The organism is Streptomyces sp. NPDC051243, assembly GCF_044455405.1.
In the GTDB taxonomy this organism is placed as follows: Bacteria; Actinomycetota; Actinomycetes; order Streptomycetales; family Streptomycetaceae; genus Streptomyces.
In genome coordinates this window covers 101,061-117,959 of record NZ_JBITES010000002.1, presented here as the reverse complement: position 1 = coordinate 117,959, position 16,899 = coordinate 101,061, and the positions used below count along the sequence as shown (strand labels likewise).

At 69.1% G+C, this 16,899-nt stretch carries 20 protein-coding genes and 1 pseudogene; 12 read left to right on the top strand and 9 right to left on the bottom strand.

All coding sequences use genetic code 11. The annotated features are described in order from the left end of the window. Window positions 1–2: 2 nt before the first annotated feature. Together ACIBAG_RS04335 and ACIBAG_RS04330 are read left to right on the top strand one after the other, a co-directional pair. Window positions 3–1,088 carry an NlpC/P60 family protein gene (locus ACIBAG_RS04335; RefSeq protein ID WP_399100830.1) on the top strand — a complete coding sequence of 362 codons (1,086 nt, stop codon included), beginning with the start codon at window positions 3–5 and terminating at the stop codon, window positions 1,086–1,088. A gap of 284 nt (window positions 1,089–1,372) precedes the next feature. Further along, window positions 1,373–2,674, top strand: coding sequence for a PP2C family protein-serine/threonine phosphatase (locus tag ACIBAG_RS04330; RefSeq protein ID WP_399100828.1), 1,302 nt, complete (start codon window positions 1,373–1,375; stop codon window positions 2,672–2,674). Between the two features lie 231 nt (window positions 2,675–2,905). Here ACIBAG_RS04330 and ACIBAG_RS04325 read toward each other — a convergent pair whose 3' ends face one another. The 3 genes from ACIBAG_RS04325 to ACIBAG_RS04315 form a co-directional block, all read right to left on the bottom strand. Further along, window positions 2,906–3,238, bottom strand: coding sequence for a DUF2516 family protein (locus ACIBAG_RS04325; protein WP_399100825.1), 333 nt, complete (start codon window positions 3,236–3,238; stop codon window positions 2,906–2,908). A 141-nt stretch (window positions 3,239–3,379) separates the two neighbouring features. Then, window positions 3,380–4,078 (bottom strand): hypothetical protein, encoded by a 699-nt coding sequence (locus ACIBAG_RS04320; protein WP_399100823.1) that lies wholly within the window; start codon window positions 4,076–4,078, stop codon window positions 3,380–3,382. Between the two features lie 157 nt (window positions 4,079–4,235). Beyond that, complete coding sequence (locus ACIBAG_RS04315) at window positions 4,236–4,880, bottom strand: helix-turn-helix domain-containing protein (RefSeq protein WP_399100821.1); 645 nt, start codon at window positions 4,878–4,880, stop codon at window positions 4,236–4,238. A gap of 236 nt (window positions 4,881–5,116) precedes the next feature. On the opposite strand from ACIBAG_RS04315, the gene ACIBAG_RS04310 reads away from it, so the two are divergent. From ACIBAG_RS04310 to ACIBAG_RS04300, 3 genes and pseudogenes are all read left to right on the top strand, one after another. Further along, window positions 5,117–5,620 (top strand): NUDIX hydrolase, encoded by a 504-nt coding sequence (locus tag ACIBAG_RS04310; protein WP_399100819.1) that lies wholly within the window; start codon window positions 5,117–5,119, stop codon window positions 5,618–5,620. Between the two features lie 125 nt (window positions 5,621–5,745). Beyond that, window positions 5,746–6,057 (top strand): annotated as a pseudogene (locus ACIBAG_RS04305) (hypothetical protein); the annotation flags it as partial. 260 nt (window positions 6,058–6,317) lie between these two features. Further along, window positions 6,318–7,073, top strand: coding sequence for a class I SAM-dependent methyltransferase (locus ACIBAG_RS04300; RefSeq protein WP_399101921.1), 756 nt, complete (start codon window positions 6,318–6,320; stop codon window positions 7,071–7,073). A gap of 373 nt (window positions 7,074–7,446) precedes the next feature. On the opposite strand, the gene ACIBAG_RS04295 is transcribed toward ACIBAG_RS04300, so the two are convergent. Together ACIBAG_RS04295 and ACIBAG_RS04290 are read right to left on the bottom strand one after the other, a co-directional pair. Further along, window positions 7,447–8,256, bottom strand: coding sequence for a leucine-rich repeat domain-containing protein (locus tag ACIBAG_RS04295; RefSeq protein ID WP_399100817.1), 810 nt, complete (start codon window positions 8,254–8,256; stop codon window positions 7,447–7,449). A gap of 190 nt (window positions 8,257–8,446) precedes the next feature. Next, entirely contained in the window at window positions 8,447–8,674 is a 228-nt protein-coding gene (locus tag ACIBAG_RS04290) for a hypothetical protein (RefSeq protein ID WP_399101978.1), read from the bottom strand. On the opposite strand from ACIBAG_RS04290, the gene ACIBAG_RS04285 reads away from it, so the two are divergent. From ACIBAG_RS04285 to ACIBAG_RS04270, 4 genes are all read left to right on the top strand, one after another. Next, entirely contained in the window at window positions 8,592–8,936 is a 345-nt protein-coding gene (locus ACIBAG_RS04285) for a DUF2199 domain-containing protein (protein ID WP_399100814.1), read from the top strand. The two genes, ACIBAG_RS04290 and ACIBAG_RS04285, sit on opposite strands and share 83 nt — an antisense overlap. Before the next feature lie 33 nt (window positions 8,937–8,969). Further along, complete coding sequence (locus ACIBAG_RS04280; protein ID WP_399100812.1) at window positions 8,970–9,425, top strand: DUF6228 family protein; 456 nt, start codon at window positions 8,970–8,972, stop codon at window positions 9,423–9,425. A 240-nt stretch (window positions 9,426–9,665) separates the two neighbouring features. Continuing rightward, complete coding sequence (locus ACIBAG_RS04275; protein WP_399100810.1) at window positions 9,666–10,406, top strand: VOC family protein; 741 nt, start codon at window positions 9,666–9,668, stop codon at window positions 10,404–10,406. Window positions 10,407–10,492: 86 nt separating this feature from the next. After that, the gene (locus tag ACIBAG_RS04270) at window positions 10,493–11,017 is read left to right on the top strand and encodes an AAA family ATPase (protein ID WP_399100808.1); all 525 of its coding nucleotides are present in this window, start codon (window positions 10,493–10,495) and stop codon (window positions 11,015–11,017) included. A 99-nt stretch (window positions 11,018–11,116) separates the two neighbouring features. Here ACIBAG_RS04270 and ACIBAG_RS04265 read toward each other — a convergent pair whose 3' ends face one another. Further along, window positions 11,117–11,488 carry a VOC family protein gene (locus ACIBAG_RS04265; RefSeq protein WP_399101919.1) on the bottom strand — a complete coding sequence of 124 codons (372 nt, stop codon included), beginning with the start codon at window positions 11,486–11,488 and terminating at the stop codon, window positions 11,117–11,119. Between the two features lie 62 nt (window positions 11,489–11,550). Then, window positions 11,551–12,384, bottom strand: coding sequence for an NAD(P)H-binding protein (locus ACIBAG_RS04260; protein WP_399100806.1), 834 nt, complete (start codon window positions 12,382–12,384; stop codon window positions 11,551–11,553). A 330-nt stretch (window positions 12,385–12,714) separates the two neighbouring features. Here ACIBAG_RS04260 and ACIBAG_RS04255 point away from each other — a divergent pair, with 330 nt between their 5' ends. After that, on the top strand, window positions 12,715–13,719 hold the full coding sequence (locus ACIBAG_RS04255; protein ID WP_399100805.1) for an esterase/lipase family protein: 1,005 nt from the start codon (window positions 12,715–12,717) through the stop codon (window positions 13,717–13,719). A 205-nt stretch (window positions 13,720–13,924) separates the two neighbouring features. After that, entirely contained in the window at window positions 13,925–14,863 is a 939-nt protein-coding gene (locus ACIBAG_RS04250) for an NAD-dependent epimerase/dehydratase family protein (protein ID WP_399100803.1), read from the top strand. Between the two features lie 205 nt (window positions 14,864–15,068). Here the strand turns inward: ACIBAG_RS04250 and ACIBAG_RS04245 are convergent, their stop codons facing one another. Next, entirely contained in the window at window positions 15,069–15,416 is a 348-nt protein-coding gene (locus ACIBAG_RS04245) for a winged helix-turn-helix transcriptional regulator (protein ID WP_399100801.1), read from the bottom strand. A gap of 51 nt (window positions 15,417–15,467) precedes the next feature. On the opposite strand from ACIBAG_RS04245, the gene ACIBAG_RS04240 reads away from it, so the two are divergent. Further along, entirely contained in the window at window positions 15,468–16,397 is a 930-nt protein-coding gene (locus ACIBAG_RS04240) for an NAD(P)-dependent oxidoreductase (RefSeq protein WP_399100799.1), read from the top strand. On the opposite strand, the gene ACIBAG_RS04235 is transcribed toward ACIBAG_RS04240, so the two are convergent. Next, complete coding sequence (locus ACIBAG_RS04235) at window positions 16,366–16,896, bottom strand: HAD domain-containing protein (RefSeq protein WP_399100797.1); 531 nt, start codon at window positions 16,894–16,896, stop codon at window positions 16,366–16,368. The genes ACIBAG_RS04240 and ACIBAG_RS04235 overlap by 32 nt on opposite strands. Window positions 16,897–16,899 lie beyond the last annotated feature (3 nt).

Genomic DNA, 16,899 nt, shown 5'->3' with positions numbered 1-16,899 from the left:
GTATGGGCTCGGGCAAGCGCGGCCTGATCACAGCGGCCGTGATCGTCATCGGCGCGGTCACCGCACTGGCGGCACCAGGCACGGCGTTCGCGGCACCCACCCCCATCCCGTCGCCGAGGGCCTCGTCCTCCGCGTCACCGACGCCCGTGTCCAACAAGGACCTTGAGGAGGTCCGCCAGCGGCTCGAGAAGCTCTACCACGCCGCGGCCGTCGCCACCGACGAGTACAACGCCGCCGAGGAGGCGGCCCAGAAGCAGTCCGCCGAGATCGTCGAGCTGGCGAAGCGGATCGTCAAAGGCCAGGAGAAGCTCGCCGAGTTGAAGAAGCGGGCCGGTGCGGCGGCCGCCGCCCAGTATCGCTCCGGGGGCCTGCCCGACGAGGCGAAGCTGATGCTCAGCGACGACCCGCAGGAGTTCCTGGACGGCACGGGGCGGGTGCTGCAGGGTGAGCGCGCGACCAAGGGGCTGCTGGACGAAATGACCCGCACCCAGCAGGACTTGGAGCAGTACGCCAAGGACGCCTCCGCCCAGTGGCAGAAGCTGGAGGCGGGCCGCAAGGCCAAGGCGGCCGCGCAGAAGAAGATCGAGAAGCAGATCAAGGCGGCCGAACAGCTCGAATCCCAGCTGGAGAAGGAGGAGCGGGAGCGCCTCGCCCAGCTGGAGGAGGAGGCCGCCTACAAGGCGCAGACCGCCTGGCTGGACTCCGGCATCCTGAAGGACCTCGACACGAAGGCCTCCGAGCAGGGCCGCAAGGCCGTCGAGTACGCCACCGCCCAGCTGGACAAACCGTATGAATGGGGCGCCGAGGGGCCGGAGACATACGACTGCTCGGGCCTCACGTCACAGGCATGGGCGAGCGCCGGGACCGGCATTCCGCGGACCTCGCAGGAACAGTGGAAGCAGCTGAAGCGCATCGCCGTCGAGGACATGCGCCCCGGCGACCTCATCATCTACAACGCCGACGCCAGCCATGTCGCCCTGTACATCGGCGACGGCGCCATCATCCACGCCCCGCGCCCGGGGCGGACGGTGACGATCGCGGGGGCCGGCTCGATGCCGATCCTCGGGGTGGTTCGGCCCGATGCGTGAGGATTCAGGGGGCTTTTGACCGCCGGGCCGTGACCCCCGCCACGTGACCCACCCCACGTCACATCGCCCCCAAACTCCGCGCTGACGTGACGTTCGTCATCCCCACCCCGCCAGCGGCCTGTCCAACTGCGGTACGGAACGCGGCATATGACAGGGGCCGGTGTCCAGGCGGCGTGCCTCACACCATTCCGTTACTGCGCGGACTACCGCTATGGTCCCCGTCGGTGGATCGAGGTCCCTCGTTGCCACCAGTGCCCTCGGGGGGAGGGAAGGAACTCAACACCATGCCCCTACCCATACCGCGGCAGCGAGCGATCCCGGCCGTGGAGAGTGGTCAGGCGCCGGCCGCGTCCCCAGGCGGCACCTCCAAGGAAGAGGCCCCGCGTAAGGAAGAGACGGTCGAGAACACCACCCACACCAATCTGACGCTGCTGCTGATCGAGGACGATCCCGGCGGCTCCGCACTCGTGCCCGAGCTGCTCGACTCGGCCGGCAAGCCGATCCGGGTGCGCACCGCCCGCAACCTCACCGAGGCCGAGCGGCTGCTCACCGACGACGTCCACTGCATCCTGCTGGACCTCTCGCTGCCGGCGCCGGGCCGGGCCGCCGACGAGGACGAGCTCGCCGTGCTCAAGCACGTCCTGGAGCTCGCGCCCCGGCACGCCGTCCTCGCGCTCACCGCGTCCGGCGACGCCGAGCGCGCCACTGAGGCCGTGCGGGTCGGCGCCCAGGACTATCTCTTCCGGGACGAGCTGGACGGGCGGCTGCTGAGCCGCGCGATCCGGTACGCGGTGGAGAGGAAACGTTCCGACACGGCCGAGCGGCGGCTTGCCGAGGGCCGGATGCGGGCGCAGGAGAACCGCCGGCTGGAGCGCGGCCTGCTGCCGACGCCGCTGCTGGAGGGGTCGTCGCTGCGGTTCGCCGCGCGCTATCGGCCGGGGCGGTCGCGTGCCCTGCTGGGCGGTGACTTCTACGACGTCGTCCGCACCTCCGACGGCACCGTGCACGCCATGATCGGCGACGTCTGCGGGCATGGCCCCGACGAAGCGGCGCTCGGTGTGGAGCTGCGGATCGCCTGGCGGGCGCTGACGCTGGCCGGGCTGTGCGGGGACGCTCTGCTGGGGACGCTCCAGCAGGTCCTCGAGCACGAGCGGGCCGACGACGAGATCTTCGCGACCCTCTGCACGGTGGACATCGCACCGGACGGGCGCCGGGCGGGGCTGTGCCTCGCGGGGCATCCGTCGCCGCTGCTCGCCCGGCCCGGACGGCCGGCGCAGCTGCTGCCGTACGACAACAACGGGCCCGCGCTCGGTCTGCTGCCGGGTGCGCGGTGGCCGCGCATGGAGGTGAAGCTGGGGGCGGAGTGGAGTCTGATGCTCTACACCGACGGGCTCATCGAGGGGCGTGTCGGCGAGGGCCGGGAGCGGCTCGGGCAGGACGGCATGGTGGAGATGGTCCGCCGGCAGCTGGATGAGGGACTGCGGGGAGAGGCGTTGTTGCGGGCCGCCGTCAATGAGGTTCGGGAGCTCAATGGCGGGGAGCTGACGGATGACGTGGCTGTGTTGTTGCTGGATCGGGGAGTTTGAGCGGCGCCGCGCTTTGATGCCGGCGCGCAGACACGCCGTTCGGGTACTGCCGTAGCCGCAGCAGGTCCCGGACCAACTGCGGGTCCGTTTCGGCTGCTCGCTCCCCCAGGTTCTCGACTGCGCTCGAACAGGGGGACTCCCATCGCGGCGGAGCCGCAAATGGATACAGACCCGCGTCCCCAAAGGGCGTTGCCGCTCAGCGGCGCCGATCAGCAGGCGTCATTCCGGTGATCAGCGGCCGCCGTTCCACGGGCCGTAGGGCCCGTCGCTGCTGGAGCCCCTTCTGCTGCGGCCCCCTCCCGGCAGCCCCTTGATCGCGGGCCTGACGTCCACCATGTACACGATCGTCGCGATAAGGCCGATGATCGGCAGGAACGACAGGATCGGGAAGAGCAGGTTCACCACAAAAGCGAGGCCGAGGATGATCAGCCAGAACGGCTTGGTCTTCTTGTCGGCCGCGCGGTAGGCGTCCTCCCGGCGGATGGCCGCGTCGATCAGCGCGAAGCCGCTGAAAACGATCAGAGCCATGCTCAGCAGCCACATGAAGTTCGCGAAGCCCTGCATCAGCACAACGTCCACCACCCGAATCGGCTCGTACCTACGCGGTCACCGTACCCGCAACCGCAGGACCGCTACCCGAACAACGGGCCGAGCACTCCGTGAGTGCCCGGCCCGTGGCGAACGGCCCCGTTTCACCGGTACGTGTTACTTGGCGGGCGGAGTCGTCTTCTTGGCGGTGGTCTTGCGCGCCGGGGTGGTCTTCTTGGCGGTGGTCGTCTTCTTCGCCGGGGCGGCCTCGGCGGCCGGCTTGGCCTCGGCGGGCTTGGCCTCGGACTTGTCGTCCTTGACCTCGACCGGCTCGGCCTTGGGCTCGACGGCCACGGCGAGCTCCTCGATCTCCTCGGCAGCCTCGCCGCGCCAGGTCTTCACGGCCTGCTCGCCGTGCTCGGCGACCTTCTCGTAGGTCTCACGGGCCTTCACGGCGTACTCGGCGGCGACGCCGACACCGCGCAGCGCGAGGTCCTGGGCGGTCTCGCCGAGCTTCTTCAGGTCGGCGTCGAGGCTGCTGCCGAGCTTCTTGAAGTCGGCGTCGAGGCTGCTGCCGAACTTCTTGAAGTCGGCGTCGATGCTGCTGATGAACTCGTTGACCTTGGCCTGGATGTTCTCCTGCGCCTCCCGGGCCTTCGCACCGGCCTCCTTGGCGCGGGCGGTGGCCTTCTCCTGGACGGCCTTCGGGTCGGTGTTGCGAACGGCCTCGAACCGGGCCGGCGCCTCGGTGCGCAGCTGCTCCACCAGGCCGGGCACCTTCTTGGCCTGCTGGAGGGCCAGGTCGGCGGTACCGGCGGCGAAGTAGAACGGGGTCGGGTCGCTGAGGGTCTTACGCAGGTCGTCGGCGATGGCCATGGTGATGGTCCTCCCGGTGTGCTGTGAGGTGAGGGTTTTGGGTTCCGCAGGCCGGCCGGACAGGTCACGGCTGCTCACCGTCACCTGCCCTCGCATGCTCGAGCGTGCCTACGCGTGCTGGGCGTGGCGCGCGTACGGCGGTACTCGGTCAGCTCGGTCAGCCGGCCGACTGCTGCGGGTTGGTCGGGTCCTCCGGGCCGGCGTCGCTGCCGTCGGAGGCATGGGTCGTGCGGGTCTTACGGGTTGTGCTGTTCGTGCGGGTTGTGCGCGTCTTGCGGGTCGTACGGCTGCGGCGTGCGGCGGCGTCGCTGCCCTGGGCGTCCGCCGCGTCCGCTGCGTCTACCGCGTCCGCGCCGTCGTGGCCGTCGCTCTGTCGGGTGCCCAGGTCGGCCAGTCGGACCGCCTCGGACGGCTCGACCGTCTCGGCAGCCTCCCCCGCCTGCGGGGATATCTCGAACCCGTTCTCCTTGCGGAAGGATTCGTAGATCTGGAGCAGCACCTGCTTCTGCCGCTCGTTCAGCGTGGGATCGGCGAGGATGACGGCGCGCGTCTCCACCTCGTCCCGGTCCCGGTCGGCGTCGAGGATGCCGGCGCGCACGTACAGCGTCTCGGCGGAGATCCGCAGCGCCTTGGCGACCTGCTGCAACACCTCCGCGCTCGGCTTGCGCAGCCCGCGCTCGATCTGGCTCAGGTACGGATTGGACACCCCGGCGGCGTCGGCGAGCTGCCGCAGTGACAGCTGCGCGTTGCGCCGCTGCTCACGCAGATAGTCACCGAGATTGCCGACGTTGAGCGATGCCATGCCTCCACCTTGCCTCACCGCCGCTAACTATTGCAAGCACCCGCTTGCAATAGTGCGCCACGCCACGTGCGAGGGAGCTGAGCCTGAGCACGATAGGTGTCGTATTTGCACGACAACTGTCGTCATCCCCGTCCGCCGTCCTGGTGCAGGCTCTCCTGGGTCGGCCTCCCACGGGGCTCCGAGACACGGGGCTCCGAGAAGCGGCGTTGTCAGTGGGCTCTGCCAGGGTGTGCGTCGTGGACGAACTGGTGGAGCGTGTCGACGATCAAGATCGTTTACTGGGGGTGGTGGTCAGCCGCCGGCAGGCCATCCGGGAGGGTTGGCTGCACCGGGTCGCCGTGACGGTGTGTCGTGATGAGCGTGGGCGGATCCTCGTTCACCGGCGGTCGGAGCAGGTATCGCGCTTCCCCGGGCTCTATGAGGTCGAGGTCGGTGGCGCCGCAAATGTCGGCGAGTCCTATGAACAGGCCGCCGCGCGGGAGCTGGCCGAAGAGCTGGGTATTCGTGCGCTGCCGCGCCTGCTGTTCACGTTCATCAACCGCAGCGGCTTGAGCCCTCACTGGCTCGGCGTGCACGAAGCCGTGGTGCCGGACGCCGTGGTCCCCGATCCCGATGAGGTCGCCTGGCATGACTGGCTGACCGAGCCGGAGCTCGCCTCGGCCCTGCTGGAGTGGCGCTTCACCCCCGACAGCCACGAAGCCTTCAGCCGGTATCTCGCGTTCCGGACCGCGCGGTCCTGACCTGCCCGCTTCTCGGGGAATGCCTGCTTGCAGCCAAAGCACCGAACACGTCAACAGCGATGCGTGCTCAGCGCTTCAAGAAAGGCCAGGTCGGGGTGGGAGATCAACGACAACCATCGTGCTGGATGGCACCCGTTGGACCACACCACCAGGAGGAACCAGCGTCATACCCGCAACCGCTCACCCCCGAGGAGAAACTCGCCGACGCGAAGAAGCAGCTGCGCCTCCCGCGTGTCGTCGTGGTCTGCGGCTCCACCCGTTTCATGACCGAGATGACCGAGGCCGATCTGCGAGAGACCAAAGCCGGAAAGATTGTCGTCAAACCGGGTTGCGACATGAAGTCGCCGCACGAACTTTGGTCCGATCCTGTCGAGGCTGAGGCGCTGAAGGTTCGACTCGACGATCTGCACCGAGCGAAGATCCGGCTCGCTGATGAGGAGCCCAGTGGGAGCACGCCGTGAGCCGCGTGATCGTGCATCTCATCCGGCACCGCCTCGGAACCCAGGGGTGTTCATAAGCAGTTCTTTGGGCTCCACTGCACCGAGTTGTTCTGGTCCGGTGCCATCCGCTCAGACGGACAACTGACAACCCAGAAACACCGTCAGAGCCATCCTTGCGAAAACCATTGGTACCCAGCTCGCTCCGCTGATGGACTGACGTCCTACCGTGAGTCTGCCGCGTGACGGAGGTAGAGGTTGTGACAGGCTATGGCGTGCTTGCCGAGGTTTACGAATGGCTCATCTCGGATGAAAAGTTGCCTCCAGACGAGTTCGCTGCGTCGTTCGACGACGTCCTCAATCTCCTGCCGTCGAACGCTCACGTCCTCGACTGTTCGTGCGGAACCGGACAGTTGGCGGTTGGCCTCGCCGGTCGTGGCATGCAGGTTGTCGCAACTGACGCCAGCGAGGCGATGGTTCGTCGGACTGCAGAGTTGTCTGAGGAGTTCGGGGCATCCGTCCGGGCCCTACGGGCGAACTGGGAAGAGTTGCCCGATCATTTCGAGGACGACACGTTCGACATGGTGTTCTGCGTTGGCAACTCGCTTCATCACGCCGCGGGCGCGACAGGCAGGGGTGCTGCTCTGGAGTCGATGTCACGGCTTTTGCGCCCTGGCGGGCGCTTGGTGCTCACATCCCGCACTTGGGAACTCGTGAGGGCCAGAGGCTCCCGGCTGGACATCTGGGACCGACTCGTCCGACGAAACGGTCGCGATGCCGTCGTAATTTACCGCTGGGAGATTGCGCCGCATTGGGAGGATGAACACCACATCGAGATTGCGATCGCCCAAGTTGATGCGACTGGGCCGGTTCTTGTCCGCTCGGAACTGCTGTCCTGCTGGCCCTACCGGCACGAGGAACTCGAAGTCGAGCTGCACGGGGTCGGACTCCGGACGGAAGTGAGCACATTCGATCTTGAGGCCGAGAACTACATGGTGGTCGCGAGCAAGGTATAAAAACCGGGACTCTCAGTCCCTGGCCGGACCGCGGTTGCTCGAGGGGCGACGACGAGCACCTGCCCGATCAGTACCCCTGCCTGGGTTCGCGTCCTCGATCGCTCAGTAATCGCGAACTCAGGCGCTTTAGTCGGCGACTACATCGGAGACAGCACCCGAGCCGAAATCGCCTACGCCCGGTCGCTGGGCAAGCCCGTGCGGTTCACGCACCCCGAAGTCGACCCCGACGCCTGACCGCCCACCCCCCACCCTCCGCAGGCACCCCTTGGATTTGATCGTCTAGGGCTCATGACCGTCTGGCTGCTGAGCGAATCACAGTGACGGACAGTGCGCGGAGCCGCGCGCCGCTACGTCGGTACGCACATGGACGAGATCAGTCCCAGTCGGACGGTGGCTGCTCGACCCGGCCGCCCGTATGCGGCAGCTGCACGTAGTCCTCAGCGCCGGAGGGAAGTGCAGAAACGCAAGCTGCCGAGCAGGCATTGACCAAGAGAGGTAGGACATCGGTGGCCACCCGCAGTGAGATCCAGACTTGGTGGAGCCCACCCTGCTCGATCGGCCGATCGCAGACACTGCACCCGCGGATGGCGGTGGTTCCCCAGCGCCGGGCATCGAGCTGTGCCAAGTCGAGATCAGCAACTGAGCCCCTCCAGCGCTGAAGCCGGGGGAAAGGAGGACGGATCTTGTAGTTCCCGAAGAGCGCGCGGGTGCTCACCGTGCTCCGGGCCAGCTTTGAGCATCTGGTGATCTCGTAGGGAAACCAGTGCAGCCGGTACGAGGTGTAGGGGGTGAGCTCCTCCAGGCTGGTCATTGCACCGATCTCGGGCGGTATTCGGACCAGGTTGCTGCCGTAGAGCACGAAGTGCTTGACCGCCGTCAGTCTGGCGATGCTCGGCGGCAGGGTGATGACCTGCCGACGCTCCTCGGCACTGAGGTCGACCAGAGGTCGGAATTCCTCCCGCCCATCCTCCGCGGCCTCTTCGATCAACTCCAGCAGATGTCGCCAGCCGGCGGTCGAAGTGTCCTGGCGTTCGGCGTGGAAACCGACACGGGCTCGCGGGTGCGGCTTGGCCTGGTCGAAGCACGCGCATTCATCCCGATAGGAAGCGCGTCCTACAGATGCCGGGTCCGATGTGTCGCCCCACCGGTTCACGAAGAGTCTCGGCTCTCCCTCATCCGCCATGTGGCCAAGATACGGATCTTCATCTGGCCGTCCCAGTGCTTAACGGCCAGTGGAACCCGCTTCTCACGCCGCCTCCAAGGTGGGCAGGCGCCCGGGTTGTCGGGCCGCACGGAAGATTTCAGTGGGCGGGGCTGTGACCTGGGCACTGAAATCTTCCGTGCGGCAACTCATGGCAGTCCGGGCGCACCGGCTACTCCAGTGCCCGGCGGCTGTGGCGTTCTGTCGACCGCTGGACCGTGGGGCGCTGGGGTCGGCGTTCGGCGCGGTTACGGACGGCCAGGACCGCCAGGCCCAGAAGGACCGGCTCGGTCACGCGGGACGCCATCTCGATATAGGTGCCGGCGGTGATTGGCAGCGACGAAGTGTTCTCCTGGGCCGCTTGGGTCTCCCTCAGCCGGAACGACTTCGCCCGAGTCATGGATTTCTGGGACGCCCCGGGACGTGAAACCGAGAAGCCGTACTTCGGGTGGCTGTCCACCGACCTGTTCCTCTGCTCACCCAGCACCATCAACCTCAAGACCCACGTCCACACCCGCCCCATCGGACAGCGTCCCTTCATCGAGCTGGAGCCGACCGACCGCCCTCTCGCAGTCGAACAGCGGACCGGCGTCACGATGGAGCGCGTCCGTGAAATCGCCGAAGCCGTTCTCCACCACCCCACCAACAGCGAATCCAAGTGACGTCGAACGTGCTGCTGACCTAGCGTTCCGCCCATGACCACCCCGGATACCAGCACCGACGACGACGCCAGCGTGACGATCCGCTGTCAGGACAACTCGTCTGTCAGTGTGAGGTTCTGCGATCGGTTCAGCTTCGACGAAGACTCCGTGCACTACGCCGTCGAACTGCAGGCTCCAGGCTTGGCCGCCCGAGTCAATGAGGTCGTCGCCTGGATCTGGGACAGCGATCTGGTCCCGTTCCTGGAAGAGCTCGCCGCCGACTACCGGGGATGGGATGGAGAACGGAGCTGGCAGACCAACGACCGTGACCTCGCAGTGTCAGCCGTCTTCCGGTCCGGCGGCCACGTCGGACTGACCTGGACATCGCGGCCATGGCCGAGGGCCGCCGGCGGCTGGAGCGCCTCGGTGACCACCTGGCTGGAGGCCGGTGAGCAGATGGCTTCCCTGGCGGCCGATGTCCGGCACTTCCTCGCCGGGGAGCCGCGGTGACAGCCGGCATACGAATCACCTGGGCGCTGGGGGCACATGGGTGGGCCGACTGCGTCGTCGAGGACCACCAGGCGAAAGCGGAACTGACCGCGTCCTGCATCAGCAACGCACCCGCCGGATGGCCCCGCGGCCGCCGCCACCCACACCGCGGGGCGTCCTCGTCGCCGCCGCTGAGCAAGTCGATCTCTCCTTGCCGACGGTTCGGATGTCGTTGCAGGTCGGCTGCGTAGGATCGCCGGCATGGCACTGCGACCTGTTCACGTGAACATCAAGGCTCTTGACGGGTTGGCGGTCGGCCGGTTCTGGGCGGAGGCGCTCGGGTGGAGTGCTTACAGCCCCGGTGTGACCACCTACGTCGGACCTCCCGGCGGCCTCGTCTGGCCGGACCCGGTCGCCGTCGGCATCGACTTCGTCCCCGTCCCGGAAGCCAAGACGACGACGAAGAACCGTGTGCACCTCGATCTCGCCACCACCTCCGCGGCCCATCAGACGGAGTTGGTCGCCCGCCTGCGAGCTCTCGGTGCGACGCCCGCCCACGTGGGCCAGGGCGACGTGCCCTGGACGGTCCTCGCCGATCCGGAGGGCAACGAGTTCTGCGTGCTGGAGCCCCGGGAGATCCACCGGGACACCGGGCCGATCGCCGCGGTGGTGGTCGACTGCGAGGACCCGCGGGCCATGGCCCGGTTCTGGGGCGAGGCGACGGACTGGACCCTGCACGAGGTGACCGACGACCACGCGGTGCTGCGTTCCGCGAAGGGTGTCGGCCCGTATCTGGAGTTCGTCCGCACCCCCGGTGTGAAGACCGTGCCGGACCGCGTCCATCTCGACCTGCTGCCGTACCCCGGTGACGACAAAGCGGCGGAGGTGACCCGGCTGCGGGCCCTCGGCGCCACCGACCTCGACGTCGGCCAGGGCGACGTCCCGTGGACGTGCCTGGCCGACCCGGAGGGCCACGAGTTCTGCGTCCTCGCTCCGTCCTGACGCGGTGCCGAAGCCGTACCGGAATTCGCCTGTGCCCGTTCCCGCGGCCCGAGGCCCGCGGCCCGCACGGCGCTAGCGTGGGACCCATGATCGTATGGATCAACGGCACCCATGGCGCGGGCAAGACGACGACCAGCCCACTCGTGCAGCAGCTGGTCCCGGATTCACGGGTGTTCGACGCCGAGAAGGTCGGCGAGACACTCATGGACATCACGCCGGGGCTGCCCAGCACGGACAACTTCCAGCACTGGCCGCCGTGGCGCCAGCTCGTGGTCGAGACCGCCCGCCGCGTACTCGACTACACCAGCGGCGTTCTGGTGATTCCCATGACTGTCCTGGTCGAGCAGTACTGGCGCGAGATCAGCACCGGCCTCGCCCAACATGCCATTCCGGTACGGCACTTCGTCCTCCACGCCGACCAGGACACGCTCCGCCGGCGCATCGAGGGGGACACCACCTGGCCCGTACCCTCCCCCTTCCGTCTCAGGTACCTCGAGTCCTACGCCGAGGCGGCCCGCACATGGCTGCACGACGAGGCCGAGGTCGTCGACACCACGCACCTCACACCCGCCCAGGCAGCCCTGCGGATCGCAGAGGCCGTCAAGAGCTGAGGTGCGGCCACCCTGGTAGGGCAATTGCGGGTACGGCCGCTGCTGGTACGGCCGTTGCCGGTACGGCCGTTGCAAGTACGGCCGCCGGGAGTACGGCGGTCACTCCCCCCTGTCAGCCCTGACGATGCAGAAGGGATGCCCGGCCGGATCCGTGAGGACCCGCCACCTGCCCTCGTGCGGCTGGTGATCCGGCTTGCCCGCACCCAGCTCCAGCAGCCGGGCCTCCGCCTCGTCCAGGTCGTCCTCGACCTCGAAGCAGAGGTGCAGCTGCTGGGGAACGGTCTGGTCGGGCCAGCTCGGAGCCCGGTGGTCGTCGACCCGTTGGAACCCGATGAGGATTCCGTCCGGACGCTCGAGGCCGGCGAAGTCCGCGTTCGACTTCGGGTGGGTTTCGAGGCCGGTGGCCTGCTGGTAGAACGCCGCCAGAGCCGGCGGGTCAGGGCAGTCGAGGGTTATGGCGCTCAGCTTCATCCGCACGGGCCTGGCACCTCCGGGTCGCTGGGGGATCTTGACGACGCCACCCTAGAGGCACCTCAGCGGAAGGCGGCGCCATTGTCCGAGGCCCATTGCCGGAACGATCTGGCCACCGACCCGGTGACCCGGAACACGGTGTCGTGCACCGTCAGCAGTTCGTCGTTGACGTCCCCGCCCATCAGGTCGAGGACCGCGTCCGCGGTCTCGTCTCCCATGAGGGAAGCCAGCTGCCGGTGGGCTTCCTGCCGGCCGATCTCGACGAAGGGCACCTCCCGCCCCAGCACCGCGCCGATGGCGGCGACTTGCTCTCGGACCGTGACGCGTTCCGGCCCGGTCAGTACGTACGTCCGCCCCCGGTGACCCGGCCCGGTGAGCGCCGCACGGGCAACCGCCGCGATGTCCGCGGGGTGGATGGCGGGGAGCCCGATGTCCGCGTACGGCGCTCGGACCACGCCCCCCTCGCGGATCTCCCGAGCCCACCACAGGGTGTTCGAGGCGAACTGCGTCGGCCGCAGGACGGTCCAGGCCATGCCGCTGTCCTTGAGCAGCCGCTCAACGGCGAGGTTCTCGCCGGCCGCGGGCAGATGCGGATGGGTCTCCACCGTGATCGACGACACGAGCACCACGTGCTCCACACCCGCCCGCCGGGCGGCCGACAGGATCTCCGCTTCCGCACCCATGCCCGACAGCAGGAAAAGCGAGCGCGCTCCCTCCAGCGCGGCCGTCAGAGAGTCCGCCCGCGTGAGATCGCCCTCGACGGCTTCGATCCCCTCGGGGAACGATGCGCGTGCCGCATCACGGGTCAGACCTCGCACGGGTGCGGCACCGGCCAGTTTCAGCTCCGTCAACAGAGCGCTTCCGATGTTTCCGGTCGCGCCGGTCACCAGGATCAACGTCCCCTCCTCCTGTCGTCAGCCGATGATCACCTCCACGGCACGCTAGGACCTCAACTTCGCTCGAGGTCAAGGAAGTGAATCGAGGCTCCCCCAGCGCACGCCTCAGCACGCCTGACGCATGAACCGGCCTCACCCCCCGCAGGGCCCGCTCCCGCGCACGGAGGCGGTTTCCGCGCCCCTCTTGTCCCGTACGTGTGCCGTGGGCTGGACGGATGAAAGCGGTCTGCTCCATAAGTGGTGCCGCGAGCGGCTGTTGGTCACTGCGCGGATCCGCTCCTCGATCATCTTCGCGTCGGCGCTCGGCCGGCCTGAGGCGAGGAGTGGCGCGTGTCGGATCGGAATGTTTCCCGGAGACGGTCGAACCAGCTGCGCGCCAGGTGGGCCGCGGTCTGCGCGGGGCTCGCCCTGGCGCTGACCGGAGGGCTGCAGGGCGGGGCGGCCGCGGCCGACACCCCTGAGCCGCCGCGACCTCCGGGGCGGCTCCTGGCCGGCCCGGCGGCGCTCCTCGGAGGCGCCGTCGACCCGGAGGCGTCGCCCGCCGGGGCCAACGACTGGAGTTGCCGGCCCACACGTGAGCATCCGCGCCCGGTCGTACTGGTGCACGCGACCTGGACGAACGCCTTCTCCAACTGGAGCATGCTGGCCCCGTGGCTGAAGGAGCAGGGCTACTGCGTCTTCGCCCCCAACTACGGTGGCGTGCCGGGGAGTCCGTTCAAGGCCAGCGGGCCGATCCCGGTCTCCGCGCGGCAGATCGCCGACTATGTCGACCGCGTGCTCAAAGCCACCGGCGCCCGCCAGGTCGACCTCGTCGGGCACTCCCAGGGCGGCGGTGTGACGCCCCGCTGGTATCTGCGGTTCGAAGGCGGCACGGATCCCGCGCAGCCGAAACGGAACAAGGTGCGCCGCCTCATCGGCCTGGCCCCGTCCAACCACGGCACGACCGCCCTGGGCCTCGGCACACTGACCACCGAGCTGGGCCTCAACCCGGCCGTGTCCGCCGTCGTCGGCCAGGCATGGTCGGACCAGATGGTCGGCTCGGAGGTGAACCGGAGGCTGGACCGGGACGGGGACACCCAGCCAGGGGTCCAGTACACGGTCATCGCCACCAGGCTCGACGAGGTCGTAACCCCCTACACGCAGCAGTTTCTGACCGCGGGGCCGGGCGCGTCCGTACGGAACATCACGATCCAGGACGTCTGCCCCCAGGACCTCTCGGAACACGTGTCGATCGCCTACGACACCAACGCCGCCCAACTCGTGCGCAACGCCCTCGACCCCGCCCACGCCAAGCCCGTCCGGTGCGGCCTCTCCCTGCCCGTCCTCGGCGGCTGAGGCCGGACGCACATCATCCGACGAGCAGGAAACCGGCAGGGCCGGGGGAGCAGGCGACCGCCGCCTGCTCCCCCGGCCCAGGCCCAGGCCCACGCCCCGCCCTCCCCGTCACCGCCTCCTCCACCACTCCGCCATGTCACAAAACGGGCGAGTCGGCTCGTCCTAGGTTTCACAGACGTACTCCGGAATCGGGACGGTGAGTGTCATGCGGGTGTTCGTCGCAGGTGGGACCGGCGTCATCGGGCGGCGGCTCGTGCCGCGGCTGGTGGAGCGCGGGCACCAGGTGACGGCCACGACGACCAGCGCGGCCAAGCTCGACCTGGTGCAGCGGATGGGCGCCGAGGGCGTCGTGATGGACGGGCTCGACCCCAGGTCCGTCACCGCGGCGGTGGCCGCGGCCCGGCCGGACGCGATCGTGCACCAGATGACGGCGATCTCCGCACCGCACTCCGGCAAGCCCGACATCAAGCACTTCGACCGCTGGTTCGCCACCACCAACCGGCTGCGCATCGAGGGGACCGACCATCTGCTGGCCGCCGCGGAAGCGACCGGCGTCCCCCATGTCGTAGCGCAGAGCGCCGCCATCTGGAACGGCGTCCGGGAAGGCGGCTGGGTGAAGACCGAGGAGGATCCGCTGCCCGTGGAGACGGGGAAGCTGCGCGCGCTGGGGGAGGCGATCCGGCACATCCAGGACGTGGTCCTCAAGGCCGACGGAACGGTCCTGCGCTACGGCGGGTTCTACGGGCCGGGCGCCACCGACGACCAGGTCGAGCTGGTCCGCAAACGGCAGTTCCCGCTGGTCGGGGGCGGTACCGGCTACTTCTCCTGGGTGCATCTCGACGACGCGGCGAGCGCCACCGTGCTGGCCGTCGAGCAGCGGGCGCGGGGCGTTTTCAACATCGTCGACGACGAACCGGCGCCGGCCAGTGAGTGGCTGCCGTATCTGGCCGAGTGCGCGGGGGCGAAGCCTCCGCTGCGGGTCCCCAGGTGGCTGGCCCGGCTGCTGGCCGGGGAGGTCGTGGTGACGATGATGACCGAGGGGCGGGGGTTCTCCAACGCCAAGGCCAGGCGGGAGCTGGGCTGGGAGCCGCGGTATCCGTCGTGGCGGGAGGGATTCCGGGAGGAGCTGGCACGGCGGTCGTAGCCGTCGCCGGGGGCTGTCGCCAGTACAGCGGGCCATCGCCGCACAGCGGACCGTCGCCGGTACTGCCGGTGACCGCCAGGGCGTCGGCACCCCTGCCCCTCCCCGCCGTACCCACTTATTTGTGCGTACTTGGCAGCGATCCGCCGCCGTCGCACCCTTGATCTGCGGGTGATCGACGACGCGGCGGACGGAGGTGGCGTACAGGTCAGGAGGCCGGCTGGACCCCGGTCATGCGCTCCAGGCGGCGATGGCCCCAGTCGGAGAGCGGGCCGAGAGCGGCGGCCAGGTCGCGGCCGAAGCCGGTCAGGGAGTAGACGGTCTTCAACGGCAGTTCGTCGTACACCTCACGGTGCACCAGACCGTCCGACTCCATCTCACGCAGCGCCTGGGTCAGCACCTTCTCGCTGAGGCCCGGCAGCCGGCGGCGCAGCTCCGCCGGCCGGTACGGGCCGGACTCCAGCAACCAGAGCAGCGACGTCTTCCACTTGCCCTCGATCACCGTGATCGCGGCGGTCACTCCGCAGACGTTCGGGTCATGGCGCCGACGCGTCATATCCCCACCCCTTTTGTCATCAATTGTTGCCACCCTACAAGGAGTTGAAGCATGTCCGCCCATGCCCACCATTCCCCCCACGACCACGATTCCGCCCACGACCACGATTCCGCCGTCACCGTCCTCGGACTCGGCCCGATGGGCCGTGCGCTGGCGGGCGCGTTCCTGGACGCGGGGCTGCGGGTCACCGTCTGGAACCGCACGCCGGGGCGGGACCGGGAGCTGATCGACCGCGGTGCCGCGGCGGCGGCGTCCCCGGCGGAGGCGGTGGCCGCCAGTCCGCTGACCGTCGTCTGCGTGGTGAACTACGACGCCGCCGACGCGATCCTTCGCCCGGATGCCGTCACCGACGCGCTCAAGGGCCGTACGGTCGTGAACCTGACCGCCGACACCCCGGCCCGGGCGCGGGAGGCGGCGGAATGGGCGGCCGCGCACGGCATCCGCTACCTGGACGGCGCGATCATGACGCCGACCACCACGATCGGGACGGCCGACGCGGTGTTCATCCACAGCGGCCCCGAGGAGCTCTACCGCGAGCACCGGCCCGTCCTCGACGCGCTGGGCGGCACGCACACCCACCTGGGCGAGGAGATCGGCCGGGCCGCCGCCTACGACGTCGCCCTGCTGGACATCTTCTGGACGGCGATGGCCGGCTATGCGCACGCCGTGGCCCTGGCCCGGGCGGAGGGCATCACCGCGCGTGAACTGGCCCCCTTCGCGCAGGGCATCGCCGCGATCCTGCCACCGCTCCTCGAGGAGTTCGCGGCCGACGTCGACGACGGCACCTACTCCGGCGAGCTCAACCCGATCACCTCCGCCGTCTCCTCCATGGCCCACATCATCGAGGCCTCCGAGGCCCACGGCATCGACGCCGGCGTGATGCGCGCCGTCGAGGGCCAGGCCCGCCGGGTCGTCGCCCTCGGCCACGGCGCGGACGGCTTCATGCGGGTCACCGAACTGCTGGGCGGCCACCGCCGGTGATCCACTCCTCCAGAACGGCGAAGTCCCGGGCGGTCAGGCCCTCGCGGTGATCGACGCGGTGGAGGAGGGCGGGCGCGGGGTGTGAACCGGCCACCCAGGCACGGTCGGCGTCGGAGATCTCGTCGTCGACCCAGAGGAAGGGGCGGCCGGCGGCCCACGCCACGAGGGGCCGCGTCTTCCAGTGCAGGCCACGGGGCCCGAGCCGGGGTTCCTCGTCCTCGTCCGGCCAGCCCACCACGGGCCACGGGGGCAGGCCGAGCCAGGGAGCGATGACCGCGTTCGCGTCCGCCGTCCAGGTCGTGGCCCACACGGGGTCGCAGCCGAGTTGGGCGAGCCGGCGCAGTCGGGTGCCCAGTGCGGGGTCGATGCGGGTGAGGAGGGGGTGGGCGGCCGTGTCGGGCAGGGGGTGGGGCGGCTCGTACAGGGGGTACGGCCGGTCCGCCCCGAAGGGGATCAGCGGTCCGTCGACATCGAGGAAGAGGAGGGCGGTGGGAGGCATCGG

Bases quoted from the DNA above. Each gene is read 5' to 3' on its own strand.
- ACIBAG_RS04335 (WP_399100830.1), top strand. From the start codon at position 3: ATGGGCTCGGGCAAGCGCGGCCTGATCACAGCGGCCGTGATCGTCATC.
- ACIBAG_RS04330 (WP_399100828.1), top strand. From the start codon at position 1,373: ATGCCCCTACCCATACCGCGGCAGCGAGCGATCCCGGCCGTGGAGAGT.
- ACIBAG_RS04325 (WP_399100825.1), bottom strand. From the start codon at position 3,238: ATGCAGGGCTTCGCGAACTTCATGTGGCTGCTGAGCATGGCTCTGATC.
- ACIBAG_RS04320 (WP_399100823.1), bottom strand. From the start codon at position 4,078: ATGGCCATCGCCGACGACCTGCGTAAGACCCTCAGCGACCCGACCCCG.
- ACIBAG_RS04315 (WP_399100821.1), bottom strand. From the start codon at position 4,880: ATGGCATCGCTCAACGTCGGCAATCTCGGTGACTATCTGCGTGAGCAG.
- ACIBAG_RS04295 (WP_399100817.1), bottom strand. From the start codon at position 8,256: ATGGCGGATGAGGGAGAGCCGAGACTCTTCGTGAACCGGTGGGGCGAC.
- ACIBAG_RS04290 (WP_399101978.1), bottom strand. From the start codon at position 8,674: ATGACTCGGGCGAAGTCGTTCCGGCTGAGGGAGACCCAAGCGGCCCAG.
- ACIBAG_RS04280 (WP_399100812.1), top strand. From the start codon at position 8,970: ATGACCACCCCGGATACCAGCACCGACGACGACGCCAGCGTGACGATC.
- ACIBAG_RS04275 (WP_399100810.1), top strand. From the start codon at position 9,666: ATGGCACTGCGACCTGTTCACGTGAACATCAAGGCTCTTGACGGGTTG.
- ACIBAG_RS04270 (WP_399100808.1), top strand. From the start codon at position 10,493: ATGATCGTATGGATCAACGGCACCCATGGCGCGGGCAAGACGACGACC.
- ACIBAG_RS04265 (WP_399101919.1), bottom strand. From the start codon at position 11,488: ATGAAGCTGAGCGCCATAACCCTCGACTGCCCTGACCCGCCGGCTCTG.
- ACIBAG_RS04250 (WP_399100803.1), top strand. From the start codon at position 13,925: ATGCGGGTGTTCGTCGCAGGTGGGACCGGCGTCATCGGGCGGCGGCTC.
- ACIBAG_RS04245 (WP_399100801.1), bottom strand. From the start codon at position 15,416: ATGACGCGTCGGCGCCATGACCCGAACGTCTGCGGAGTGACCGCCGCG.
- ACIBAG_RS04240 (WP_399100799.1), top strand. From the start codon at position 15,468: ATGTCCGCCCATGCCCACCATTCCCCCCACGACCACGATTCCGCCCAC.
- ACIBAG_RS04235 (WP_399100797.1), bottom strand. From the start codon at position 16,896: ATGCCTCCCACCGCCCTCCTCTTCCTCGATGTCGACGGACCGCTGATC.